The 24890-nt window shown below is 72.5% G+C and carries 24 protein-coding genes; 11 read left to right on the top strand and 13 right to left on the bottom strand.

Features of this window, described 5'->3' with window-relative positions; translation table 11 throughout:
- Positions 1–196 precede the first annotated feature (196 nt).
- Positions 197–1510, top strand: a complete 1314-nt coding sequence (locus EMA17_RS00475) for a sensor histidine kinase (protein WP_246126368.1) — start codon at positions 197–199, stop codon at positions 1508–1510.
- A complete protein-coding gene (locus EMA17_RS00470) occupies positions 1495–2190 on the top strand; it encodes a response regulator (RefSeq protein WP_126634822.1) in 696 nt (231 codons plus the stop codon). The genes EMA17_RS00475 and EMA17_RS00470 overlap by 16 nt, the downstream gene beginning before the upstream one ends.
- 72 nt (positions 2191–2262) lie before the next feature.
- On the opposite strand, the gene EMA17_RS00465 is transcribed toward EMA17_RS00470, so the two are convergent.
- A complete protein-coding gene (locus EMA17_RS00465; protein ID WP_126634821.1) occupies positions 2263–3081 on the bottom strand; it encodes a class I SAM-dependent methyltransferase in 819 nt (272 codons plus the stop codon).
- A gap of 328 nt (positions 3082–3409) precedes the next feature.
- On the opposite strand from EMA17_RS00465, the gene EMA17_RS00460 reads away from it, so the two are divergent.
- From EMA17_RS00460 to EMA17_RS00450, 3 genes are all read left to right on the top strand, one after another.
- Positions 3410–5122 carry an ATP-binding SpoIIE family protein phosphatase gene (locus EMA17_RS00460; protein WP_126635504.1) on the top strand — a complete coding sequence of 571 codons (1713 nt, stop codon included), beginning with the start codon at positions 3410–3412 and terminating at the stop codon, positions 5120–5122.
- 165 nt (positions 5123–5287) lie between these two features.
- Positions 5288–5611, top strand: coding sequence for a hypothetical protein (locus EMA17_RS00455; RefSeq protein ID WP_126634820.1), 324 nt, complete (start codon positions 5288–5290; stop codon positions 5609–5611).
- A gap of 231 nt (positions 5612–5842) precedes the next feature.
- On the top strand, positions 5843–6445 hold the full coding sequence (locus EMA17_RS00450) for a hypothetical protein (protein ID WP_126634819.1): 603 nt from the start codon (positions 5843–5845) through the stop codon (positions 6443–6445).
- A 43-nt stretch (positions 6446–6488) separates the two neighbouring features.
- On the opposite strand, the gene EMA17_RS00445 is transcribed toward EMA17_RS00450, so the two are convergent.
- Entirely contained in the window at positions 6489–7577 is a 1089-nt protein-coding gene (locus EMA17_RS00445; protein WP_126634818.1) for a M4 family metallopeptidase, read from the bottom strand.
- Positions 7578–7853: 276 nt separating this feature from the next.
- On the opposite strand from EMA17_RS00445, the gene EMA17_RS00440 reads away from it, so the two are divergent.
- Positions 7854–8339: a hypothetical protein gene (locus tag EMA17_RS00440; RefSeq protein ID WP_126634817.1), complete on the top strand. Its 486-nt coding sequence runs from the start codon at positions 7854–7856 to the stop codon at positions 8337–8339.
- Between the two features lie 111 nt (positions 8340–8450).
- Here EMA17_RS00440 and EMA17_RS00435 read toward each other — a convergent pair whose 3' ends face one another.
- Entirely contained in the window at positions 8451–9947 is a 1497-nt protein-coding gene (locus tag EMA17_RS00435) for an MFS transporter (RefSeq protein ID WP_126634816.1), read from the bottom strand.
- Between the two features lie 100 nt (positions 9948–10047).
- Here EMA17_RS00435 and EMA17_RS00430 point away from each other — a divergent pair, with 100 nt between their 5' ends.
- On the top strand, positions 10048–10419 hold the full coding sequence (locus tag EMA17_RS00430; protein WP_126634815.1) for a MarR family winged helix-turn-helix transcriptional regulator: 372 nt from the start codon (positions 10048–10050) through the stop codon (positions 10417–10419).
- 27 nt (positions 10420–10446) lie between these two features.
- On the opposite strand, the gene EMA17_RS00425 is transcribed toward EMA17_RS00430, so the two are convergent.
- The 4 genes from EMA17_RS00425 to EMA17_RS00410 all read right to left on the bottom strand — a co-directional run bounded on the left by EMA17_RS00425 (position 10447) and on the right by EMA17_RS00410 (position 16388).
- The gene (locus EMA17_RS00425; protein ID WP_126634814.1) at positions 10447–11433 is read right to left on the bottom strand and encodes an L-tyrosine/L-tryptophan isonitrile synthase family protein; all 987 of its coding nucleotides are present in this window, start codon (positions 11431–11433) and stop codon (positions 10447–10449) included.
- 127 nt (positions 11434–11560) lie between these two features.
- Positions 11561–12832: a cytochrome P450 family protein gene (locus tag EMA17_RS00420; protein WP_371862939.1), complete on the bottom strand. Its 1272-nt coding sequence runs from the start codon at positions 12830–12832 to the stop codon at positions 11561–11563.
- 78 nt (positions 12833–12910) lie between these two features.
- The gene (gene asnB / locus EMA17_RS00415) at positions 12911–14752 is read right to left on the bottom strand and encodes an asparagine synthase (glutamine-hydrolyzing) (protein ID WP_126634813.1); all 1842 of its coding nucleotides are present in this window, start codon (positions 14750–14752) and stop codon (positions 12911–12913) included.
- A 187-nt stretch (positions 14753–14939) separates the two neighbouring features.
- Positions 14940–16388: an MFS transporter gene (locus tag EMA17_RS00410; RefSeq protein ID WP_126634812.1), complete on the bottom strand. Its 1449-nt coding sequence runs from the start codon at positions 16386–16388 to the stop codon at positions 14940–14942.
- A 78-nt stretch (positions 16389–16466) separates the two neighbouring features.
- On the opposite strand from EMA17_RS00410, the gene EMA17_RS00405 reads away from it, so the two are divergent.
- Entirely contained in the window at positions 16467–17069 is a 603-nt protein-coding gene (locus tag EMA17_RS00405; protein ID WP_126634811.1) for a helix-turn-helix domain-containing protein, read from the top strand.
- A 57-nt stretch (positions 17070–17126) separates the two neighbouring features.
- On the opposite strand, the gene EMA17_RS00400 is transcribed toward EMA17_RS00405, so the two are convergent.
- Both EMA17_RS00400 and EMA17_RS00395 read right to left on the bottom strand, forming a co-directional pair.
- Complete coding sequence (locus EMA17_RS00400; protein WP_126634810.1) at positions 17127–17726, bottom strand: hypothetical protein; 600 nt, start codon at positions 17724–17726, stop codon at positions 17127–17129.
- 218 nt (positions 17727–17944) lie between these two features.
- On the bottom strand, positions 17945–18358 hold the full coding sequence (locus EMA17_RS00395) for a DUF3052 domain-containing protein (RefSeq protein ID WP_126634809.1): 414 nt from the start codon (positions 18356–18358) through the stop codon (positions 17945–17947).
- Positions 18359–18667: 309 nt separating this feature from the next.
- On the opposite strand from EMA17_RS00395, the gene EMA17_RS00390 reads away from it, so the two are divergent.
- Both EMA17_RS00390 and EMA17_RS00385 read left to right on the top strand, forming a co-directional pair.
- Entirely contained in the window at positions 18668–19561 is an 894-nt protein-coding gene (locus EMA17_RS00390) for a hypothetical protein (protein WP_126634808.1), read from the top strand.
- The gene (locus EMA17_RS00385; protein WP_126634807.1) at positions 19554–20270 is read left to right on the top strand and encodes a class F sortase; all 717 of its coding nucleotides are present in this window, start codon (positions 19554–19556) and stop codon (positions 20268–20270) included. The genes EMA17_RS00390 and EMA17_RS00385 overlap by 8 nt, the downstream gene beginning before the upstream one ends.
- A gap of 65 nt (positions 20271–20335) precedes the next feature.
- Here EMA17_RS00385 and EMA17_RS00380 read toward each other — a convergent pair whose 3' ends face one another.
- From EMA17_RS00380 to EMA17_RS55190, 3 genes are all read right to left on the bottom strand, one after another.
- On the bottom strand, positions 20336–21751 hold the full coding sequence (locus EMA17_RS00380; protein WP_126634806.1) for an NtaA/DmoA family FMN-dependent monooxygenase: 1416 nt from the start codon (positions 21749–21751) through the stop codon (positions 20336–20338).
- 49 nt (positions 21752–21800) lie between these two features.
- On the bottom strand, positions 21801–23033 hold the full coding sequence (locus tag EMA17_RS00375; protein WP_126634805.1) for an LLM class flavin-dependent oxidoreductase: 1233 nt from the start codon (positions 23031–23033) through the stop codon (positions 21801–21803).
- Positions 23034–23456: 423 nt separating this feature from the next.
- Positions 23457–23591, bottom strand: a complete 135-nt coding sequence (locus tag EMA17_RS55190; RefSeq protein ID WP_281290398.1) for a hypothetical protein — start codon at positions 23589–23591, stop codon at positions 23457–23459.
- A 194-nt stretch (positions 23592–23785) separates the two neighbouring features.
- Here EMA17_RS55190 and EMA17_RS00370 point away from each other — a divergent pair, with 194 nt between their 5' ends.
- Positions 23786–24502, top strand: a complete 717-nt coding sequence (locus EMA17_RS00370) for a GNAT family N-acetyltransferase (RefSeq protein ID WP_246126367.1) — start codon at positions 23786–23788, stop codon at positions 24500–24502.
- A gap of 178 nt (positions 24503–24680) precedes the next feature.
- Here EMA17_RS00370 and EMA17_RS00365 read toward each other — a convergent pair whose 3' ends face one another.
- Positions 24681–24878, bottom strand: a complete 198-nt coding sequence (locus tag EMA17_RS00365; RefSeq protein ID WP_126634803.1) for a hypothetical protein — start codon at positions 24876–24878, stop codon at positions 24681–24683.
- Between the last annotated feature and the right edge of the window lie 12 nt (positions 24879–24890).

Here is a 24890-nt window from a genome sequence, read left to right as displayed (position 1 = left end):
GTGGAAGGGGTGTCTGCCGGCCTCGGCGACGCTAGGTGCGCGGGTGCTCGCGGCGCGTCGGCCGCCGCGAGGACATCCGGCCCTTCCCGGGAAGGAGTCGCGGGCGGGGTCATCCCCGCGACGTACGCCGCTCGGCCCGGGGCATCGATCGTGCGGGGGGATGCGGCGGCCGGCGGGCGAGTCGCACAATGGGCCGGTGTTCAGGGACGATTGGCGCCGATGGCGCGGGCAACTCGGGGTGGTGCTGCGCCCGGACGCCGAGCCGGTGCCGCTGTCGCGGCGGGCGCGATACGCCGATCTGCTGCTCGCGGTGGTGCTGACCTTCGTCGCGCTGGTGGTCGCGGCGCGCTATCCCGACGCCGGGCCGGGGCCGGTCGGCCCGATGGGCGATCAGCCGATGCCGCCGGAGCCGCGGGAGCCACCGGAGCTGCCGGGGCCCTGGTTCCCGCCGGAGGAGGACCACCGGATCGGCCCGGGGGCCTGGCCGTTGGTCGTGTTGTCCGCGCTGCCGCTGGCGGCCCGCCGCCGGTATCCGCTCGCCGCCTTCGCCGTGATGCTCGGCGCGACGATGGGCATCGGCGAGGACCACGCGTCCTGGATCAACGTGGCCACCTGTGTCCTGGGCGCCTACAGCGCGGTGGTGCACAGCCGCTACCGGGGCCGCGCGGTGGTCGTCCTGGGTCTGGCCGCCGTGCTGGCCGGCGCCGCCTTCCGGGACACCGCGCCGATGTTGCCGGGTTGGTCCAGCCCGGGGGTGGTGCTCCTGGTCGCGGGCGGCCTGGCCGGGCTGGTGCTGTTCTGGCAGCGGCAACTGGCGGCCGGTCGGCAGCGATACGCCGACCTCGAACGGGCCCAGGCCGAGGCCACCCGCCGGGCCGTCGAGGAGGAACGATCCCGGATCGCCGCCGAGTTGCACGACGTCGTGACCCACAATGTGAGCGTGATGGTGATCCAGGCGGGGGCGGCCCGCACGGTGATGGACGCGGCGCCGGAACGCTCGAAGGCGGCGCTGTTGGCGGTCGAGGCGGGCGGGCGGGCCGCGATGGCCGAACTGCGCCACGTGATGGGGCTGCTCGCCGCCCCCGACACCGACCACCCCGACGAACTCGAGCCGCAGCCGGGCCTGGACCGGCTCGACGCGCTGATCGCACGGGTCCGCGCGGCCGGGACACCCGTACGCCTGGCCGTGTCGCTGCCGCCGGAGCCGCTGCCGCCGGGGGTCGACCTGACCGCCTACCGCGTGGTCCAGGAGGCGCTGACCAACACGATCAAGCACGCGCCCGGCGCCGACGCGCACGTGACGATCGGCTACACCGGAGATCGGCTGGAGATCGAGGTCACCGACACGGGCGTCGCGCCCGCCGGGTCGACACCGGTCGACGGCGGCAGCGGGCGGGGCCTGCTCGGGCTGCGCGAACGGCTCGCGGTCTACGCCGGCGAGTTGACCGCCGGGCCGACGCTGACCGGCGGCTACCGGATCCGGGCGCACATCCCGTGGCGGACGGCGTGAGCGGGGCGCCGCTGCGCGCGGTGATCGCCGACGATCAGGCCCTGGTGCGCACCGGGTTCGGGATGATCCTGAGCGCGGACGGCATCGAGGTCGCGGCCGAGGTGGCCGACGGCGCCGACGCGGTGGCCGCGGTCCGGCGGACCCGTCCCGACGTCGTGCTGATGGACATCCGCATGCCGCGCATGGACGGCATCGAGGCCACCCGCCGCATCCTCGCCGAGCGCCCGGACGGCTCCGACGGCACCCGGGTGATCATCCTGACCACGTACGACCTCGACCACTACGTCTACGCCGCGCTCACCGCCGGCGCGAGCGGCTTCCTGCTCAAGGACGTCACTCCCGAACACCTGGTCGCGGCGGTGCGCCTGGTGCGCTCCGGCGACGCCCTGCTCGCCCCCACCATCACCCGTCGCCTGATCGAACGTTTCGCCCACCGCGACGAACCCCCCGCCGCCCTGCACCGCGACCTGTCCGACCTCACCCCCCGCGAACTCGAGGTCCTGCGCCTGCTCGCGACCGGCCTCACCAACGCCGAACTCGCCACGCGCCTGACCCTGAGCCCCACGACGGTCAAAACCCACATCGGCCGAATCCTCAACAAACTGGACCTTCGCGACCGTGTCCAGGCGGTCGTCCTGGCCTACGAATCCGGCCTGATCTCCCCGGGTTCCACCCCCTGACCCGTCCCCCCGCCTCGACCGCCGCGCGGCCGTCCCCGGCCGGAAGTCGCCTGCGCGAAAAGGCGGTTCGTCCTAGACCGGTTTGGCGGCGCGCAGGGAGTACATCAGGGGGACCCTCGGGTGGTCCGCCGGGAAGCGGTGGATGCCGGACCGTTCCTCGAGCACGGGGAAGCGGGCGAACAGGGTGTAGTCGTGTTCGTGGAGGAATTCCAGGCGCAGGCCCGTCGCGGTCAGGGCGCTGACCACCTCGCCGATGCCGTGTTGCCACTCGACCGTGACGTTGGCGGTGGTCTCGGCGCTCATGTCGGCGTAGGTGCCCGGCTCGTCCCAGACGGTGCCGTCGCGCCGGAAGTAGTCCAGCTCGACCGTACGGCCGTCCTCGGCCAGCACGTCGGCGAACGGGTGGAATTCGGCCAGGTAGAGGAAGCCGCCCGGTGCGACGAGCGCCGCCGCGGTACGGGCCCAGCGGGCCAGGTCCGGCAGCCAGCACAGCGCGCCGAGTCCGGTGTAGACGATGTCGAAGGTGCGTCCATCGAGCGCGGTCGGCGCGTCGTAGACGTCGGAGGTGACGAACCGGGCCGTGTCGGCGCCGATCCGCGCGGCGATCGCGCCCGCCGCGGCCACCGCCGGCGCGGAGAAGTCGAGCCCGGTGACGGTCGCCCCGCGCCGCGCCCACGACAGGGTGTCGAGCCCGAAGTGGCATTGCAGGTGGAGCAGGCTCTTCCCGGCCACGTCCCCGACCTCGGCCGTCTCGAAGTCCCGCAGCGGGTCCTTGCCGGCGACGAACCCGTCCACGTCGTAGAACCGACTGGCCGTGTGGATCGGGACCCGCTCGTCCCAATTGGCCCGATTGACCGCGCGCCAGTCCTCGACCGCCGAATGTTCGCTCATCCGATCAAACTAGCCGGCCCCCTCCCACCCCTCAACCGATATACACCCGCCCGCCGGCGGCCGCGCACACGCCTCGCATCGGGAGCGGTTCGGGCGGGTAGGACAACGGCAGATCGCGCCGTCTCGCTCGGTTCTCTCGACCTCGATCGATTCGATGCAATCGCAACCCCGCGCCGGTACAGTCGCATCCCACATGTCGGCCCGCCGGCCCACTCGAAGAGTGGGTATCGGGGCACGACGGGCGGCCGAGTCGCGTGCGACGGTCCGGTGCCGAGGGAAAGAGGTGCGGGTGAGCGGGAGAGTGGATGGCGGTCACGGCCGGAAGCACGTGCGGCGACGCGGAGCGGCGAAGGCTCGGAGCCTCGCCTCCCGCACCCGCGCCACCCGCGATCAACTCAGTTGGCTCAACGAGGCGGGCCTACGGATCGGCACCACGCTCGACCTGAAGACCACCGCCCAGGAACTGGCCGACTTCACCGTCCCCCGTTTGGCCGATGCCGCCGCCGTCGATCTGCTCGAGTCCGTACTCCAGGGCGACGAGGGTCGACGCCCCAGCGGCCTCGGCAGACCGGCCCGACGGGCGATGTCGGTGGCGTACATCGACCGGCTCGCCGATCTGGAGCCGGACGAGATCGGCGAACTCTCCACCTCTCCCCCCGAGCGGGACTCGCGCTTCACCCGGGCCCTGGCCGACGGTCGGCCGTTACTGATCGCCAGCTTCGGGCCGGAGGACTTCGACGAGATCGCGCCCACCCCCAGCGCCGCGGCCAAACTCCGCCAGGCGGGCGTACACAGCTACATGATGGTGCCGTTGATCGCGCGCGGCGTGCAGTTGGGATCGGCCGACTTCATCCGCGCGGGCGACCGCCCCGGCTTCTCCCAGGCGGACCTCGCGCTGGCGATGCAACTCGCCTCCAAGGCCGCCATCGACATGGACAACGCCCGGCTGTACGACCGCGAACGCGAACACGTGGCCCGGCTCCAGCGCAACCTGCTCCCCCGCGTCACCCCCCGCACCCCGGGCCTCGGAGTGAACTCCCGCTACATCCCGACCGCCGACCCGCTCGGCGTCGGCGGCGACTGGTACGACGTGGCCCCGCTGCCGGGCGGTCGAACCGCCCTGGTGGTGGGCGACGTGATGAGTCACGGCATGGCGGCGGCGGCCACCACCGGCGTACTGCGCGCGGTCGCCCGCACCCTGATGGCGCTCGACCTGACCCCCGAACGTATGCTCGCCCGCCTCGACCTCGCCGCCCGCGACCTGGAGGACGACCAGGTGGCCACGTGTCTGTGCGCCGTCTACGACCCGGCCGAGGGCGCGTACACCCTGGTCAGCGCGGGTCATCCGCCGCCGCTGCTGGTCGACGCCGACGGCAAGGCGTCGTTCGTGGACGTGCCGATCGGCGCGCCCATCGGCGCCGGCGTCATCCCGTACGACCCGCTGCGCCTGACCGTTCCGCCGGGCAGCCGACTCGTGCTCTACACCGACGGGCTGGTCAAGTCGCGGACCGAGGACATCGACGTACAGCTGGCCCGGCTGCGCAACCGGGCCGCCCGGCTCGGTCCCGAGGAGCTGGACGCCGGCGTGCTCGGCGATCCGACGCCCGGCGCCGGGGCCCGCTTCGACGAGGCCGTGATGATGGTCGCGGCGACCCAACCGCCGCTCCTGGGCGGCGACCTGTTCGTCTGGGACCTGCCCCCGGACGGCTCGGCGGCGGGCCTGGCCCGCCGGTTGGTGCGCGGCCGACTCGACGAATGGCAACTCGGCGACCTCTCCGACGTCACCGAACTCGTGGTCAGCGAACTCGTCGGCAACGCGCTGCGCTACGGCCACGCCCCGGGCCGGCTGCGGCTGCTCCGGCACGACCGTCTGGTGGTGGAGGTCTCCGACACCGGCCCGGACCTGCCGCAGATCCAGCACTCGTCGCTCAGCGACGAGGGCGGGCGCGGCCTGCAACTGATCAACATGTTGTGCCGGGGCTGGGGTTCCTGCCGCACCCCCACCGGCAAGATCGTCTGGGCCGAACAGGACATCCCCTAGGGCGCCGGCGCCCCCGATCGGGAGCGCCGCCACCGATCCGGTCGCGACGCGCATGTCTCGGTTGCGTTTCGGTGCGTACGCGGAACGCCGGCATGCGGGATCGTACGAACAGGGCCGGCGCGCTGCGGGAGCGTTGGCCGTCGACGTGTGATCGGGGAAAACCGAATGACCGACGATCGGGATTGCGTCTGTCACGTGCACCAGGGCTACGCGCGGGTGACCGCGCCGAGGGTGCTCGACGTCTCCGTCGCCCACCATCTGCGCAAGGACCTCGTGTCGCAGATCAACGCGCTGCCCGACCACGTGGTCGAGCTGGCGTTCGATCTGTCGGGCACCGAGGTCTTCGACGCGGCGGGTGCGGCGGCGATCGGCTCGGCGTGCCGACACGCCTTCCTCCTCGGCCTGCGCTCGCGCTGCCACACCGTATCGCCGGAGCTGCGCGACGCGTTGGCCTGCGTGGAGGCCGATGTCGCCCTGGTCGACCGGTAGTTCGCCCGGACGACCGAAGTCCGCCCCGGGATACCGGCGGCACCCGGATGCCGCCGGTATCCCGGGCACGCGGAGATCCTTGGACTCCGCGGTGACTCTCGGATAGAGTGCCGCCCGCTCGACGGCCACGCGTTCCACGGAGGGGACTTGCACCAGAATCCGGGAAACCCGCCGCCCTACCCTCCCGCTCCGCCGGCGCACCCGACCCAGCCCAGGTGGGCGTGGTGGGTCGTGGGCATCGCCATCCCGTTGATCGGCATCGTCGTCACCGTCGTCGTCGGCGGATCCGGCTCCGACGGGGACTCGAAGGCGCCGTCCGCGAACACCGCCCCGGCGCCGGAACAGCGGAACACGCCGCCGGGCAACGGGACATCCGGGTCGGCGGCAGCGCCGAGCGGGCAGACGGAGCAGTCGCCGGCCGGCACCTCCGGTCCGGCGGACCGGCCGGCCAAGGTACTGTTCGGCCCCGGCACGGTCACCGCCACGACCTCGTCCCGCTATGTGGACCTGGACACCAGCCCGCCACTGGTCACCCCGTCGGGCAAGGCCGCCGACCTCGTCTTCGGCTTCCTCTTCGGCAAGCCCGACCTGGTCACCGAGGGATCCAGCCCCACGCTGGCCCCGCTCCCCGCCGGCGGCCCCGACCCGACGGCGGCCGACTGCGCCGAGGCGGTCCGCAAGCGCGGCTCCTACCTGGGCGGCGAACTGGCCCTGGGCTCCCGCTTCTGCGCCGTGACCGACGAGGGCCGCACCGCGTACGTCAAGCTGACCTCGGTGCCCGCCGGCGAGGCCCCGGTGCGCATGGAGGTCACCGTCTGGGACCCGGCCGGCTGAGGCCGACCCGCTCCGGCCCGAGCGCCGGCGGCGGGCACCCCGCTCAGGGGCACGCCGGTTCGCCGGCCGTGGGCGGCACGCGAACCGCGTTCCACGCGGCCCGCGTCGCCCCGAAGAGGGCGCACGTGGGATCCAACTGCCTGGCCGCGTTCAGGGTCAGCCGGCGCTCCTGCGCGTACTTCGTGTTGGACGTGCGCCCGAGCAGCGCCTGGTACACGATTCTGCCCGCCGTGCGGATACCGACCCCGACGACCGTCGAGTTGTCGCAGGTCGGACTCTTCGGCTTGCCGCCACCGGGGTTGCTGCCCTCGGCGAGCAGGTAGAACCAGTGGTTGAGCGGTCCGGCCGCCGCGTGCTCCTCCGTGTTCGGGATGGCGGAGCTGTAGCAGTTCGGGTCGCCGACCAGCGACGGGTCGTACATGTAGCGCAGCGGTCCGTTGCCCGTCAGGTCGACCTTCTCGCCGATCACGTAGTCCGGCTCGTCGTACGGCAGCGGCTCGTTGGCGTACGCCTCGGTCAACGTGCCCATGATGTCGGCGAAGCCCTCGGTCAGTCCCGGTTCCCGGAACGGCCACCCTGGGGCGGTCTGGTCGACGGCGTGTCCGTACTCGCGCCCCACCAGGTCCATTTCGGTGACCCACCGACCGCTCGTGGTGTGCCCGATGTCGATGGCGCCGGCGGTCGGGTTCCAGCCGAGGCCCACGGCGTTCAGGCCCACGCGCAGCGGCCACGCGCCGCCCTGGCCGTTCTGCCCGTTGCGGCCCAGCCAGGTGCGGAACATGTCGAACTGCTTCTGCGCCGCCCACAGGGCGTCGACGCAGGCGGTCTCCAGGTTGGTCGGATTGCCGTTGCCCCAGTCGTCGACCGGCTTGGTGAAGGCGCCGCCGCCGTTGTACCTCGTACAGGCCAGGTTGGCCCGGATCGGGTCGCGCAGCGTGTACGTGGAGCCGATGCGCGTGGTGTCGATGGCGAGCGGGTCGGGCCCGTTCCACGCGCCGTGTCCGGTCCCGGTCGGCAGGGCGCCGGCGGGCGCGGGTCGGGGGCCGGCCGCGTTCGAGATCTGCACGGTGCCGAGCAGCAGGGCGATCATCAGGGTCAGGCACGAGCCGAAGGTCAGCGTGGTGCGATGCATCCGGACTCCCCGGGGTGGAAGGCGGGTTCGTCGCGCGGGCGAACGACACGCTCACACCCCGCCGGGGCGCGGTCAACGCCGGCGGTGGGCATCGGCACATTCCGGCGAGTGGTGGACCGCGCGGTGCCGTTCATCCGTTTCGGATCCGATCATTCCGGTTCGATACGGCACGGTTCGACCATATTTAGGATCATCCCACCGGGGTCCGCGGACCGATTCGGACCTCCCTTCGAATTCGGCTTGTCGCCGACCGGTCACAGGAGGCAACGTGGTTGCGTGGCGGTGTTCGGACGGGGCCGGAAACGCGGGACGGCGGCCTACCCGCGGTCCGCGTACCTCCTGCGCGAGCAACACGAACGGTTGCTCGACCTGATGCTCCTCGAGTTGGCGAACGCCCGGGAGCGGCTCGCCGAGACGCCGCGGGACGAGGCCGTGGACCGGGGACGCCGGGAACTCGTGGCGCAGGCGGCGCACTTCGCCGGGCGCATCCCGCCGGGCTTCCCCGCCGTGTTCGCGAGGTGGGCGACGATCCTGGAGGCCGCGCTGGAGTACGACGTCGCCGTCGCGCTGGACCTGGGCACGTCCGCGCTGCGTCAGGCCCGGGAGGACACCGCCGCCAACGGGCGCGCGACCGCCGCGCATCTGGCCCTGGCCGACGCGCACGCACGTACCCTGTCCGCCGTCGGTGCCCCGCCCGCCGAGCAGGTCGCGCTCGCGGACCTGCGGCGCGCCTGGGCCGGGCGGATCGAACCGGACGAGTAGCGTCCGCACGACCGGAAAAGGCGGGTGCCGGCCCCGGATTCGTGTCTGCGAATCCGGGGCCGGCACCCGCCTCACCGTTGCGGACGTCGAGCCGTCCGCGCGCCGTCCGGGCTACCGGGCGTCCGCGATGGCGTCGTCCACGTCGGTGCCGCGACGCTTGGCGCCGAGCAGCGGGACGAGGTTGAGCAGGAGTCCGACCACGGCCACGGCGGTCACCAGGTTGGCGCCGGGACGGTAGGAGCCGAAGTCGGCGTCGCCGGCCTTGGCACCGGTGGTCAGCGCGGTGACCACGGCGAGCACGAGGGCCGCGCCGACCTGGCCGGAGGTCTGCACCAGGCCGGAGGCGAGACCCTGTTCGGAGTCCTCGATGCCCTCGGTGGCCTGGGCCATGATCGCGCTGAACCCGAAGGCGAAGCCGCCGCCCAGGAGCAGCATGGTGGGCAGCACCGCGAACGCGTAGTTCGGCGTGGTGCCGGCGGTGGCGAGGAACCACACGTAGCCGAGGCTCATCGAGGCCATCGAGGCGATCAGCAGCGGCGCGGTGCCGTAGCGGTTGATCAGCCGGCCGGTGAACGGCGAGCCGAAGGCCACGACCAGGCCGGCGGGCAGCAGCGCGAGCGCCATCCGCAGCGCGGACCAGCCCAGTCCGTCCTGAAGGTAGAGGGTCATCATGAACTGGAAGCTCATGTAGGAGCCCATCAGCGCGACCATGCTCAGGTTGGCCCGGACCACGGTGCCGACGCGCAGGATGCCGAACCGGACGAGCGGGTGCGCGATGCGCTTCTCGACCAGGACGAACGCGGTGAGCAGGGCGGCGGCCAGGACTATCGAGCCGAGGGTCAGCGGTGCGCCCCAGCCCCGGTCGGGGGCGGAGACGACGGTGTAGACGGCCAGCAGCATGCCGCCGCTGAGGGTGATCGCGCCCACCACGTCGTGGCCGCCGGAGTCGGCGGGACGGTCGCGCGGAATCAGGAACCAGCCGCCGATCAGCGCCAGGATGGCGAGCGGCACGGGGATCAGGAAGGTCCAGCGCCAGCCGAACTCGGTGAGCAGGCCGCCGAGGATCAGGCCGGAGGAGTAGCCGCTGGCGCCGAAGACGGAGAAGACGGACAGCGCCCGGTTGCGGGCGGGGCCCTCGGGGAACGTCGTGGTGAGGATGGACAGGGCGGTGGGCGCGGTGAACGCGGCGGCCAGACCCTTGATGAAGCGGGTGGCGATCAGCAGGCCGCCGCTGTCGACCATGCCGCCGAGCAGCGAGGCGCCGGCGAACACGGCGAGTGCGATCAGGAAGACCCGGCGGCGGCCGAGCAGGTCGGCGGTCCGACCGCCGAGCATCAGCAGCCCGCCGTAGCCGAGGATGTAGCCGTTGACGATCCATTGCAGGGAGGTCGCCGACAGGCCGAGTTCGTGGCCGATCGACGGCAGCGCGACGCCGACCATCGAGACATCGAGGCCATCCAGGAAGAGCACGAGGCACAGCACGGCCAGGACGCCCCAGAGTCTGGGAGTCCAGTGCGAACCGGACGGTGTTTCGGCCGACGAGGAGGACGAGGGGACGGAGTGCTCGCGGGAGGGCGGTCCCGCGTAGGTCTCGACTGTTGAAGCCATGGGCAAGAACGTACATGCGCACGCATTGAATGTCTACGCATTAAATGTGGGTGCAATAAATTTGCTTGCATGTTACGTCGCACGGCGCTACCGTGACGAAATGAAGACGAAGGACCCGCTGATCGAGAGCTGGCGCGAGCTGTTGTCGCAGTACAGCCGGGTGGCGCACGAACTCGATCGCGCCCTTCAGGCCCGGCACGGCCTCACGATGAGCGACTACGAGGTCCTCGATCGCCTGGTCGACGCGGAGGGCTGCAAGTCCCGCATCCACGACCTCGTCGTCGATCTGCACCTGAGCCAGAGTGCCTCCTCGCGCGCCGTGGACCGCCTCGAGAAGTGCGGCCTGGTCCAGCGCGCGATGTGCGAGAGCGACCGCCGGGGCGTCTTCGTCATCGCCACCGACAAGGGCCGTGCCCTGCACGAGCAGGCCCGGGTGACCCAACTCGCCGTACTCGGCGAACACCTGGTCTGAGCCGGCGACGGCCGGGTGGCCCGCCGCTCAGTGGGCCGCCTGGTGGAAGTGACTGGGACGGCCGTGGTGGTGGACCAGGGTGCCCAGGCGTGCGGCCTCGGCGCGGTGCAGCAGGCGCGGGGGGCCGTCGGGGCGGCGCAGCACGGTGGCATGCCACGGGGTGGCCCATACGTCGGGGGCGTCCAGCAGACGGATCCCGAACTTGTCGGCGCCGCGCCGCTGCGGATGGATGGACAGGCGTACCGCGCGCGGGTGGTGTTCGGCGATCAGGTCGCTCCACGCCCGGCTGCGCTGGATGACGCCGTAGGCACGAGCGCGGCAGTCGCGTTGCAGCGCGGATCGGGTGCCGGCGAAGTCGGCGGTGTCCTCGAACAGGAACCGGGTGATGCCCCGGTACAGCCGCAACGTGTCCTCGTCGGAACGGACCTGGGCGCGCAACTCGGCCAGGGTCGGGGCGTGGCGCGCGTGCAGCCAGGCACGTTTGTCCTCGTGCGTGCGGGGGCCGACCGGGCCGGTCGGGTCCTCGCCGAGCACGTCGCGCAGGTCGAACACGCTCAGCCGGTCCAGGTCGTTGTCGGCGATGACGGCGCGCAGTTCGTCGGTGTAGGCGTCGACGTGCGCGTCCGGCACCCGGACGAGATCGGCGAAGACGTGGCCGTCGGAGCAGATCACCATCCGGGCGCCGGGCGGGTGTACGGCGGCGACCGACGCGCACAACCCGTCCAGGAAGGCCAGGCTCAGCCGTTCGCCCTCGTCGGGCAGATGTCCCAGGACCTTGGCGGGGTTGGGCGATTTGCAGGGGAAGCCCGGCAGCGCGAACACGACGGGCTCGCCCCGGGCGACGAAGTCGCCCAGCCGGTCGAGTTGTTCGGGGAAGTCGGCGACCGATTCGCGGCCCGGGTCGAGGTCGCGTTCCGCCGCACGGCGGTGCGGCAGGAGCAGTTCCAGGATCGCGGCGCTGACCGCGGCGGTCTGCGCGGGACCCGGGCGGTCGCGGCGGTCGATGGCGTGCATGGCGTCGGTTCTCCACGGGGCTGAACGGCGGGTCGGTGGGCGCGGCGGCGGGCCACCCCGGCACGAGGGCGGTCGAGGCGGCGCGAAAGTGCCTGTGGAACGGGGAGGTTCGGGGAACGGGGTGTGGTCAGGCGCGCTCGGTGTAGGTGACCGGCAGCGCGTCGACGCCGCGCGCGAGCACGGCGGGGATCCACTCGACGTCGTCGAGCGGGACGGCCGGGGCCAACCCCGGCAGTCGGGCGACCAGCGTGCCGAGCGCGACCCGGAGTTCGACCCGGGCCAGCGCGGCGGCCGGGCAGAAGTGGATGCCGTGGCCGAAGGCGAGGTGCGGGTTGGGGCTGCGGTCGAAGTCGAGGGTGTCCGCGTCGGGGAAACGTTTCGGGTCCCGGTTGGCCGCGCACAGCGAGACGATCACCGAGTCGCCGGCGGGCACGGCGGTGCCGTGCAGGTCGTCGTCCGCGGCGAGGAAGCGCCAGGTGGTGAGCTCGAAGGCACTGTCGTAGCGCAGCAGTTCCTCCACGGCCGCGGGCAGGAGCGCCGGTTCCTCGCGAAGCCGGTCCAGATGTCCCGGATGCCGCAGGAGGGTGATCAGCGCGGTGCTGATCTGGTTGGTCACGGGTTCCTGTCCGGCGACCAGGAGTTGGAAGATCATCGAGTCCAGCTCGGCCCGGGTCAGCTCGCCGGCGGTGTGCGCGGCGACCAGTCGGCCGAGCAGGCCGTCGTCGGCCGGATCGGCCCGGCGGTCGGCGACCAGGTCGGCGATGTAGCCCTGGAGTTCGCGCAGCAGCGCCTCGTACCCGGCCCGGCGCGGGTCCCTGGGACCGACGGGCTGCACCACCTTGCACCACTCGCGCCGAAACCGGGCCGCGAACTCAGAGGGTAGGCCGATGACTTCGGCGAGCACCCGGAACGGGAAGCGGGCCGCGAAGCAGGCCACGAGGTCCGCTCCCCCGCCGGCCGGCATCGCGTCGACGAGGTCGTCGGCGATCTCCTGGATCCGGGGGCGCAGCGCGTCGACCCGGCGCGGTGCGAAGGCGTCGGTGACGAGGCGGCGCATGGTGGTGTGCTTGGGCGGGTCCTGGTGGAGCAAATGCACCTGTAGTTCGGTGTGTTGCGGCTCGGGCATGATCGAGGCGAGGGCCCGCCAACGGTCGTTGCCCAGGTCGTGGTTCTTGCCCAGCCGGGGATCGTTGAGCGTGGCGTGCGCCGCCTCGTATCCCGTGACCAGCCAGGCGCCCACCCCGCTGGGGAAGCGCACCCGATGGATCGGGCCGGCGTCGCGGAGCTTGGCGTAGAGGGGGTAGGGGTCGCGTTTGTACTCGCGCCCGTACAACTCGACGGCGTGCGGGTCGTTCGTGGTGCGGTCGGAGTGGTTCGTACCGGGTTCGATCCGGGTCACGGGGTGCGTCTCCTGGCGGTGCGGGGCGGGGCGGTGCGGTGCGAGGGCGGGCGGTGCGGGTCGGGTGCCGATCGGGGCTCAGATGGTGATCTCCGGTCGGTACAGGTCCAGCCACAGGCCCAGGTCGACCACCCGTTCCAGGCGCAACCGGTGTCCCCACGGCAGTTCGTGCGCGGGCGTGTCGAGGCAGGACTTGATCACCGTCTCGTCGACGAGCGCGCGGACCCGTCCGCCGTGCCCGTCGAGGGCGTCTCGGGCCAGATCCTGCAATCCCCGGTTGTAGTCGGGGTGATGGGTGGCCGGGTAGTGGTTCTTGGGCCGCTCCCGGACCGAGCGCGGAGCCAGCGTGTCGCCGGCGGCGGCCCGCAGCAGGCTCTTCTCCCGACCGTCGAAGGAGTGCAGCGACCACGGCACGTCGTAGGCGTACTCGACCAGGCGGTGGTCGCAGTAGGGCACCCGCACCTCCAGTCCCTGGGCCATGCTCAACCGGTCCTTGCGGTGCAGGAGTTGGCGCAGCCAGCGGGTCAGCGACAGGTGCCGCAGTTCGCGCAGCCGATGCTCCTCGGCACTCTCGTGCCCCGCGTGCGGGACGGCGGCGAGCGCGGTGCGGTAGGTGTCCGCCCGGTACTCGCCGATCCGCAGCGTGTGCGCGACGTCGGGATGCAGCGGCATCGCGGCATCGTCACCGGTGACCAGGAGCCAGGGGAAGGTGTCGGCGGCACGCGCGGCGGGGTTGTGGAACCACGGGTAGCCGCCGAACACTTCGTCGGCCGCCTCCCCCGACAGCGCGACTGTGGCGTGCCGGCGGATCTCGCCGAACAGCAGGTACAGCGAGGTGTCCATGTCGCCGACGCCGATCGGCGAGTCGCGGCAGGCGACGACCGCGCGTCGGTGCTCCGGGTCGAGCAGGGAACGCGGGTCCAGGACCACCGTGTCGTGCTCGGTGCCGATGAACCGGCCCGCCTCGGCGGCGTACGGGGTGTCATGGCCGGTGCGCAGTATGTCGGCGGTGAACGTGTCGGCCTGGTCGGTGTAGTCGACGGCGTAGGAGCGGATCCGGGCGTCGGGGCCCTCGCGGCGCCGCAGTTCGTCGGCGAGCAGCGCGGTGACCACGGTGGAGTCCAGGCCGCCGGACAGCAGGCTGCACACCGGCACGTCCGCCTCCAGTTGGCTGCGGGCGGCGTGTTCGACCAGGGCCCGCACCCGTTCCACGGTGGTGTCGCGGTCGTCGTGGTGTGCGCCCACCGCCAGTCGCCAGTACCGGTGTTCCCGGATGCCGGCGCGGTCGAGGGTCAGGATCGAGCCGGGTTCGAGTTCGCGGATCCCGGTCCAGACGGTGGGTCCGGTGTCGAAGAGCAGTCCGTAGGCCGCGCGCAGTCCGTCCGCGTCCACGCGCGGTTCGATCTCGGGATGGGCGAACAGGGCCTTGGGTTCGGAGCCGAAGGCGATGCCGTCGCGCACCCGTGCCCAGTACAGCGGCTTGACGCCGAGTCGGTCGCGGACCAGGACCAGCCGGTCGTACCGCAGGTCCCGAATCGCGAACGCGTACATCCCCTCCAGGTGTTCCGCGCATGCCTCGCCCCACTCCAGGTAGGCGCGGAGCACTGTCTCGGTATCGCTGCGGGTGCGGAACTCGTGCCCGGCGCGGCGGAGTTCGGCGCGCAGCTCGTGGTGGTTGTACACCTCGCCGCTGTACACGAGGATCACCCGGGGGTCCTCGGGCCGATCCGGCATCGGCTGCGCACCGCCCGCGAGGTCGAGCACGGCCAGGCGTCGATGGCCGAACGCCGCGTGTGCGTCCGTCCATACGTCCCCCGCGTCCGGGCCGCGCCGGGTCAGGGTCGAGGTCATCGCCTCGACGACCGGGCGGAGCGGGCGCCCGTCGGGCCGGAGGCACACCCAGCCGACGATTCCACACATGCGTGATCCGTCCTTCGGTCGAGACGTCGGCGGCGGAGGGATCGGGGCGGGTTCGCCGGCGCCGGTGGGGCGCCCCCGCCCTCGTCGTTCCACCCGAGCAGTCGTCCGCCCGACCGACAAAGTTCCCGGGCCGCGCGGGCGGGTTCACACGGTTGGGCTCACCCGGTCGGGTTCACCCGGGCCGGGTTCACGTCGTCGGGGCGCGGCGCGCGGCGGAGCGCCGGGCGAGGAGCGTGATGGCGAGCGCCGCGACGATCAGGGCTCCCGCCACGGCGAACGTGATCCGGGTGCCGGCCGCCACCGCGTCGGGGCGTGCCGTGGACACGTCGTGTGTGCCCGAGGCGAGCGCGAACACCGCGCCCATCACCGATGTGCCCGTGATCAGGCCGAGGTTGCGCGACAGGTTGAGCATGCCGGAGACCACACCGCGTCGATCGGGCCGGACGTCGGCCATCACGGCGGTGTTGTTCGCGGTCTGGAACACCGCGTATCCGGCGGTCGTCACCACGATCGGGGCGAGGTAGCCGGCCGGTCCGAGGTGTCCCGAGGTCAGCGCCAGGGCGAACGCGCCGACGGATATCGCGATCAGCCCGACGACGGTCATCCGGTGTGCGCCGAAGCGGTCCGCGATCCGGCCGGCCGGTATCCCGGTGAGCGCGGCGACGATCGGGCCGACCGACATGACGAGTCCGACGAGCGCGTCGCCGAGGCCGAGTGCCCGCGCGAGGTGGAACGGCCCGACCACGAGCGTGGCCATCATCACCGTCGACACCAGCGCACTCGTGGCCAGACTCGCGCTCAGCGCCGGCTCGCGGAACATCGCCGGCCGGATCAGCGGGGACGCCGCCCGCGCCTCGGTCCGCACGAACAGCGCGACGCCGAGCCCGGCCGCCACGAGCAGCGCCCCGTTGAGCGCGCCGAACCCGCCGCGCCCGACGGTCATCGCGAGGGCGTACGCGGCGAGTGTCCCGGCCAGCAGCAGCGTGCCCACGTGGTCGAAGCGGGGGCGGTCGGCCCCGGGCTCGCGGCGGTCGATGGGCAGGTGTCGGTGGATCACCGGCAGCGCCAGGAGTCCCAACGGCACGTTGACCAGGAAGATCGCCCGCCACCCCGGCCCGGCGATCAGCGCGCCGCCGAGCGACGGACCGAGCGCGGTGCCGATCGCGGACATCGTGCCGAGCAGCCCCATCGCGCTCCCGGTCCGCTCCCTGGGCACCGTTTCGCCGACGAACGCCATGGTGAGCGCCATCATCACGGCCGCCCCCAGACCTTGGGCGGCACGGGCGGCGATCAGCGTCTCCAGGGTCGGTGCCAGGCCGCACACCACCGAGGCCCCGGTGAACAAGCCGATCCCGACCAGGAGCAGCCGGCGGCGCCCGATCAGGTCGCCGAGCCGGCCGGCACCGACGATCACGGTGGTGATGGCGAGGAGATAGGCCAGCACGATCCACTGGACCCGGGCGAAGGAGGCGGAGAACGTGTCCGCCAGCGTCGGCAGCGCGACATTGGCGACGCTCGTGCCCAACGAGGACAGCAGCATCGTCAGGCACAGCCCGGCGAGCGCCCACCGCACCGAGCCCGAGGCCGGCCGCACATCGTGTGATACCCGCGCATTCCGCGAAGTCTTCGAGGTCATGGCGAGGAGGCTGCACCGGCTTCTCCCGCACCGGCAACTCGTGTTGCCAAGATGGGGACGGCACGGTGGAATGCCCGCATGACGGACGACGCACTCCCCTACCGGGCGGTCCTCGACGAGGTCGCGCCCCGCCTTCGGCGGCTGCGGGCCGAGCGTGGTCTCACGCTCGCCGCGCTGTCCGAGGCGACCGGCATCTCCAAGAGCACGTTGTCCCGACTGGAGTCCGGCCGACGCCGACCCACGCTGGAGTTGTTGCTGCCGCTGGCCGGCGTGTACCGGGTGCCGCTGGACGATCTGGTCGGCGCCCCGGAGGTGGGCGATCCCCGGATCCGGCTGAACCCGCACCCGCTGCCCAGCGGCGGTACGTTCATCCCCCTCACCCGGACCCCGGGCCCGCTCCAGGCGTTCAAGATGATCATCCCGTTCCGGGGCACCGAGCCCACCTTCCGTACCCACGAGGGCTACGAGTGGCTGTACGTGCTGGAGGGCCGGCTGCGGCTCGTCCTCGGCGGGCACGACCTGGTCCTCGGCCCGGGCGAGGCCGCCGAGTTCGAGACCCGGGTCCCGCACTGGTTCAGCAGCGCGGACGAACGGCCGGTCGAGGTGCTCAGCCTCTTCGGCCGCCAGGGCGAACGTATGCACGTACGCGCCAAGCCCCGCACCGCCGCCGATCCCGAGTAGCGACGGTCGCCGAGCGGCGGCGGCGAGGTCCGGGCCCGGAGCGAGGCCACCGCGGGATCAGCCGCCGGGCGTCCCCCGCCCCCGCAACCGGTCCAGGACCAGCCGACCGCGCGGGGAGAGCCGATAGCCCGTGTCCAGGCTCTCGGTAAGGCCGCGTTCCTTGAGTTTGCGCACGTCGGCCTTGAAGCGCGGGGTCTCCCGATCGACCCGGGGGGCCAGGTCGGCGGCGCGCACGCTCGGGTTGGCGTCGATCAGTTCCAACACCTCGGTGGTCCAGGGCCCGCGACCGCCGCGCGCGTCGAGCCGGCGCAGGCCCGCGACGATCCCGTCCAGGTCGGCCGCGGACAGGTCGGTGTCCTCACGCAGGCCGATCCGGGGGTCCGCGCCGATGCGGCGGACCTCGATCCGGTACAACCGCCGGTCCTCGCCGGGCCGCTGGTCCGCCAACGCCTCCGCCCGCCCGGCGTAGCCCGCCCGACGCGCGTCCCGGTCGGTCACCCGATCCTCCGGCACCACCGTCACGTCGCCGATCTCCAGTTCGCCGACCCGGGTACGCAGTACGGTGCCGGACCGCACCGAGGGTCGCCGCCACCGCCGGAAGGCCAAATCGACTTCGCCGGCGGCGATCCCGGCCAGTACGTCGTCGGTGAACAACAACGGCAACTCCGGTGTCAGGAAAGGCTGTTGGTGGCAGGCTCCGAACGCGGCGCGCGCTCGCCCGTCGTACGGATCACACCCACACGCGGCTCGTGCCTCGGTCCGTTCCCGTCACGGGCGGCCCCGAACCGCCCCCGCCGTCGTGGAGTACGGCTACGCCTGCGAAGGGGTGTGGCGGGCCGCTCGTCCGCCACACCCGCGCATCGGTACCCGGACGACTACTTCCCGGTGACGGCCAGCCGCGTGGCTTCCCAGTCCGGGCCGACGTCGACGGCCGGGGTCCGGCTCAGGCCGGTGCTGCGCGCGGCGTCCTCGACCGCGTCGGGCTCGCCCGCGCCGTCCCGGCCGGCCCTGGGCGTGAGCAGCCAGACGGCGCCGTCCTCAGGGAGCAGGCCGACGACGTCGAGCAGCGTGTCGGCGAGGTCGCCGTCCTCGGCGCGGAACCAGAGCAGCACGGCGTCGGCGATGTCGTCGTAGTCCTCGTCGACGAGGTCGTGGCCGGTCAGCCACTCGATGCCCTCGCGGAGGTCGTGGTCGACGTCGTCGTCGTAGCCCAATTCCTGGACGATCTGGCCGGGTTCGAGGTCCAGCCGGACGGCGGGGTTGGTCTGCTCGTACTCGGTTGTGCTCATCGCTGCCTCCCGAATCACGACGCGCCTGTCACGTCACACAGTAGCCAAGCAGATACCCAGGGTGCTCACGGTGATCCACGCGGGAGGGCGTCGCCGGCACCGCGCCGGCACCGTGCCCGGCGCGCCCGTCGGCCGACTTCGGCGGCGGTCGCGGCGGGGCGTCGCCGCCGACCGGAACGATCGTCCATATGTGTCAAAAAAGCTACGAAGAGTGATATTCGCATAAAGTGTGGCAACCCTCCGATGCGCCGCCGCGTTCCCCATCGGATCCCCGATCACGCGCCGGCCGCGAAGGAGAGAACAACGCTGATGCGTACCACTCGTGTCCTTAGCACCACGGTCGCCGCCGGCCTGTTGGCCGTAGCCATGGGCGGCACGGCAGCCGCGGCCGAAGGTCTCGGCCCGCAGAGCAGGACCCTCAAGGCGCCGACCACCGGCACCAGTGTCGGGTCCGACGAGGACCAGTCGGCGCGGACCGCCGACGGCTCGGGCCGCTGCCCCCGGCCCGCGCACGACTGCCAGAGCGCGAAGCCGGAGCACAAGCCGACCGGCGACTCCGACCACAAGCCCGCCGAGAAGCCCGATCACAAGCCGACCGGCAAGCCGGCCGAAAAGCCCGCCGAGAAGCCCGCCGAGAAGCCGGACCACAAGCCGACCGGCAAGCCGGCCGAGAAGCCCGACCACAAGCCGACCGGCAAGCCGGCCGAAAAGCCGGCCGAGAAGCCGGACCACAAGCCTGCGGACAAGCCGGACCACAAGCCGACCGGCAAGCCCGACCACAAGCCGAGCCACGGGCCGATCGTGATCAACCACGTCACGAACACCACCGTGAGCACGTCGCACGTGACGGTCAATCACACGACCAACAACACGGTGAACATCAACAACCACCACACGACGAACACCGTGCACGACCACAAGCCGGCGCACCCGAAGCCCGAACACCCCAAGCACGAGCACCCGAAGCACGAGCAGCCCAAGCACGTGCACCACAAGACCGACAAGCCCAAGCCGCACCCCGTGGCCAAGCCGGCGGCCCACCACGGGACGCAGACGAAGACCACGCCGGTCGGCGCCGTCGCCGGTGGCTCGGGCGGGACCACCGAGTCCGACGCCGGTCTGCTCGCCCTGGGCGGCGCGCTGGCCGTCGCGGGTGCGGGCGCCGGTGCCTTCGCACTGCGCCGGGGCAGCCTGCGTGGCTGACACGTCCTTCGTTCGTCGCGCCGGCCGCCGCCTCCTGCTGGTGGTGGCCGTCGCGGCGGTGGTGTGCGGTGTCGTGCTCGGCGTGATCGGCTACCAGAACCGTCGCCCGCCCGCGACGGCCACGGCCGCGCCCAAGTCCGTTGCCACGGCGGCCCCTTCCCCGGCCGCCGGCGCACCCGGCGCACCCGGCGCACCTGGCGATCCCGCCGCTCCCGCGGCCGCGCCGGCACCGCCGGAGGGCCCGGTGCTGGCCCGTTCCGAGCCGGTCACGGTCGACATCGCGGAGATCGGCGTGCACGCCCCCGTGACCTCGGTCGACCTCGACGCCGACGGTGCCGTGCAGGTACCGCCCGCCGAGGGCGAGCGCCGCGCCGGCTGGTACGACCAGGGACCCACCCCCGGCGAACTCGGCCCGGCCGTGCTGGTCGGCCACCTCGACTCGGCCGCCGGCCCCGCCGTCTTCTACGAGGTGGGCAACCTGCGTCCGGGTGCCACCGTCGAGATCCGCCGGGCCGACCAGAGCACCGCGATCTTCACCGTCGACACGGTGGAACGCTTCACCAAGACCGACTTCCCGACCCAGCGGGTCTACGGCGACCTGAACCGCGCCGAGTTGCGGGTGATCACCTGCGGCGGCGAGTACGACGCCGACAAGGGCGGCTACCAGGACAACACCATCCTGTTCGCGCACCTGACCGGCTCGCGCTGACCCACCCTCGCGCGTCCCCATGTCCGGTCGTCGCGGGCGACGACCGGACATGGGGACGTCGTGGCTCAGGCCACCCGGGTCGCGTCCGGTTGCACGTCCGGTTGTGCGTCCGCGAGCGTGTCCGGTCGTGCGTCCGGTCGTGCGTCCGGGTACGGCAGGCCGAGATTGTCGCGCAGCGTCGTACCGGTGTAGTCGGTGCGCAGCGAACCGCGTTCCTGGAGCAGCGGCACGACCTTGTCCACGAACTCGTCGAGGCCGGTGGGGGTCAGGTGCGAGCCGAGGATGAACCCGTCGGAGCCGTCCTGCTGGACGAACGTGTCGATCCGGTCGGCGACCTGCTCGGGTGTGCCGACGAACTCGGTGCGGCCGAAGACGTGGATCGCCAGGTCGCGCAGCGAGTACGACTCGGTCTCCGCCAGCGCACGCCATTCGGCCACCCTGCGGTGCGCGTCCTCGGCGATCCGGGCCCGGCCGCGGACCACCGGCGGACCCTCGGGGTCGGGATCCACGTCGGGCAGCGGCCCGTCGGGGTCGTAGCCGGACAGGTCGCGGTTCCAGACCGTCTCCAGGAGGATCTGCGCGGTGCGTCCGCCGATCTGTCGCCGGGTGATGTCGCGGTGGCGTTCGATCGCGTCCGCCTCGCTCTCGCCCAGTACGAAGGACGCGTGCGGCAGCAGTTTGACCGCGTCGGCGGGCCGGCCGAGCCGGACGGCCCGGGCCCGGATGTCCCGGTAGAACTCCTGTGCCTCGTCGAGGCGGTGGTACGGGGAGAAGATCGCGTCGGCCCCGCCGGCGGCGAAGTCGCGGCCCTGCGGCGAGACGCCGGCCTGCAGGATCACCGGCCTGCCCTGCGGGCTGCGCGGTGTGGTGAACCGCCCGGAGATGTCGAACTGTGCGCCGCCGAACGCGAATTCGCCGGCCTTGGCATCGCGCAGGAACACCCCCGCCTCCCGGTCCGCGGCCACCGCGTCCGCCGCCCACGAGTCCCACAGTTCGCGGGCCGCGGCCAGGAACTCGCCGGCCCGGGTGTAGCGGTCGTCCCGGTGCAGGAAGCCGGCGCGGCGGAAGTTGGCGCCGGTGAAGGCGTCGAACGAGGTGACCACGTTCCACCCGGCCCGGCCGCCGGACAGGTGGTCGAGTGAACTCAACTGGCGTGCCAGCTCGTACGGTTCGTTGAAGGTCGCGTTGATCGTGCCGATCAGGCCCAGGTGTTCGGTGACGGCGGCGAGCGCGGCGAGCACCGGCAGGGTGTCCGGGCGGCCGACCACGTCCTGGTCGAAGATCAGGCCGAGACGTTCGCGCAGCGCCAGGCCCTCGGCGAGGAAGAAGAAGTCGAACCGGCCGCGTTCCGCGGTCTGCGCCGCGTGCCGGAAGGAGGCGAAGTCGATCTGGCTGCCGGCCTCGGGATCGGACCACAGGGTGTGGTGGTTCACCCCGCCCAGGTAGGCGCCGAGGATGATCTGCTTGTGCGGCTTGCTCATCGGTATGGGTTCCTTCGTACGGGTGGCGGGACGGGTGGGTGCGCCGGAGTCACGACGCGGCGGCGGCCGGCACGGGCGCGGCGTAGCGGTTCGCGGGACGCGGCAGACCGAGGCGGGAGCGCAGGGAACCCGTGTCGTAGGAGGTGCGGAAGACGCCGCGGCGCTGCAGTTCGGGCACCAACTCCCGGGTGATGGCGTGCAGATCGTGGGGCAGGGCGGCCGGGCGCAGGCGGTATCCGGTCAGCCCGGCGCGCTGCCAGTCCTGGAGCAGGTCGGCCAACTCGGCCGCGGTGCCGGTGAATACGAACGCGTCGCTCGTGTACTGCGCGCCGTCGAGGTCGTCGAGGCGTGCCTTGCGCTCGCGCGCCGCCGCGGTGCTCCCGTCGAGGACGACGACCACGTCGCCGAAGACGTGTACGGTCTCCGACTCCCGTCCCGCGACCCGCTGTTCGGCTCGGATCTCGGTGACGATGGCCTGCGCGTGGTCGTGGTCGCGCGGGGTCACGTAGACGACGTCGGCCGAGTCGGCGCCGAGCCGGTAGGGCACCGTGTCGTGGGCCAGCACGGTGACCAGTGGCTGACCCTGCGGTGGGCGCGGCACGATCGACGGGCCGCGGACCCGGAACCTCGGCCCGACGAAGTCGATGTAGTGCAGCTTGTCGCGGTCGATGAAGCGGCCCGTCGCCGCGTCGCGGATCTCCGCGTCGTCCTCCCAGCTGTCCCACAGCCTGCGCACCACCTCGACGAAGTCCCGCGCCTCGGCGAAGGTTTCCGCGACCGCGGCCACCACCTCGGGCTGCCCGAGGTCCGCGAAGGTGAACGCCGGTTGCTCGCGCCGCCCGAAGTGGGCGTTGTCGACCGGCCGGGAGACCTGCGCCCGCCAGCCGGCCCGGCCCAGGCTCACGTAGTCGAGGGTGGCGATCGCCTTCGAGACGTGGAACGGCTCGGTGTGCGTCACGGTCGCCGTCGGGACCAGCCCGATGTGCCGGGTCGACGGCGCGACGCGGGCGGCGATCAGCACCGCGTCCAGTCGACCGCGCACCTGGTCGGTCCGATCGTCGACGCGATCGAACCCGGTGGACTGGAGGCCGAGCGCGTCCTCGATGGTGACGAAGTCGAGCAACCCGGCCTCCGCCTCCGCGACCAGGTCGGTCCAGTAGCGGGCGGTGAACAACTCGTCGACGCGGGCGTCGGGTTCGCGCCAGGCGGCGGGATGCCAACCGGCGCCGTCGAGGGCCACGGCCAAGTGGAGGGGGGTTGCCGGGTTCGGTACGGATGACATGGGTTCGGTTCTCGCTTTCGGATCGAGGCTGGGGGTGGGTGGCGGGCGGGTGGTGGGGGCGTGGGTCGCCGTCGCACGGCCGACCGGCCGTGTGTCCCCGTGGCCCGTGTGCCCGTGTGCCCGAAAGGCGACGGGACGACGGACAGGGCAGGCGACGGACGACGGACGACGGACACGATGGGTGATGGTTGGTGACGATGGCGAAGGTGCGTCCCGGCCGGGACGACGCGCGCCATGATTCGGCCCGGGCGCGCGGCGCCGCCGGACAGCCCGCTTGGGGCATGCCGAAGTTGCCTGCTACGGGCTGGAGTTCATGCGCGGAATCGGCCGACCACGAGCCCTGCCGCACGCGATGTCGCGCGCGGAACGAGCCGTTTCGTGGAGCGGCCGCGTGGGCCCGGGTGGGTGGAGGGTGCTACCCGGTCAGTGACACAGGGAGCCGGCGGAGCGGCGCAGATCGATGAACAGGCGCCGGGTCAACCGCGCCCGGGGCGACATCGTGCCGGCGGCGGTGCGGGGGTACGCGGCAGGCGTGGCGCGGCGATTCGCCGTACTCATCCACCCGCTCATGCGATCGTTCCCCCGATATCGGTCGACGTCGCGACGCTAACGCAGCCCGTCCGGTCTTGTCCATCGACCCCGTCGGGGCCGGCCCCGGGCCTCGTTTCGAACCGTGAACACCCTTTGACGGAGCGGGATCATGCTCGTAGCCTGCGGATCATGTCTCAGTCCCGATGGCCGGGCGGTGCCGCGTGAGCGACCTGCGGGTGTTGGACAACGCGGCCTACACGTCCCTGACCGGACCGCATGCCGGCCTCGCCGAGAGCAAGGGCCGAGTGCGGCGTTATCCCGTCGACGTATCGCCGTTCGCGGCGCTGCCGGACGATCCGAACGCGGCGGATTGGGCCGATCTGGCCGCACTGGCCGGTCCCGGCGTGGTCATACCACTGGCCGGTGGGGAGGCCCTGCGGCCGCCCGAGGACTGGGATGTGGTGATGCGACTGGCGGGCGTACAGCTCCTGGGCGACGTCGTGGTGGGCATCCCCGACGACTCGCTGGTCCGGCTCACCGCCGCCGACGTACCGGAGATGTTGGACCTGGTCGCCCGCACGGAGCCCGGGCCGTTCCTGCCCCGCACCATCGAGCTGGGCACCTATCTCGGCGTCCGCCACGACGGCGCGCTGATCGCGATGGCGGGCGAGCGCCTGCATCCGCCCGGCTGGACCGAACTGAGCGCGGTGTGTACCGATCCGGCGCATCGGGGGCGGGGGTTGGCGACGCGGCTGGTCTTGGCGCTGGTGGCCGGGATACGGGGTCGGGGCGAGACTCCGTTCCTGCATGCCTCGGCGGGGAACGCCAATGCGATACGGCTGTACGAGTCGCTGGGGTTCCGGCTGCGGCACACCCCGACCTTCCTGGCGGTCCGGGTCCCGGGGGCCGAGATCGCCGCGAAAGTGAACGCGCGCTAGGCAGGTGGTGGGCCTACGGGTCGACGTGGGACCGGCGGGCCGCACGTGCGGCCCGCCGGTGTGTACGTACCGATCGTCGTGGGTCGGTGGGCCCATGGGCCGGGCTCATGGGTCCGGGGCCCTGTGGTCCCGACGGACCCGTGAGGTCCGGCGAGGGCGCGGCGTCTGGGCGAGGTTGTCAGCCCGGCGGGTCCTCGGCCGCCGTGGCGTCCTGGTCGGCGCGGTCGGCGGCCTTCTCCGCCTCGGCCACCGCCGAGGCCATCTCCGAGGGCGCGTCGGCGGGCGTGGCCCGGCTGCCGGTCGGTTTCGACCCGTTGTCGCCGCCGTCGGAGCCGCCGCACCCGGTCAGGGTGACCCCGAAAACGAGCGTCGCCACGACGAGTCCGCC

Source organism: Embleya hyalina, assembly GCF_003967355.1.
Classification (GTDB): domain Bacteria; phylum Actinomycetota; class Actinomycetes; order Streptomycetales; family Streptomycetaceae; genus Embleya; species Embleya hyalina.
The sequence above is the reverse complement of the archived record's forward strand: the minus strand, read 5'-3'. Positions and strand labels throughout refer to the sequence as shown.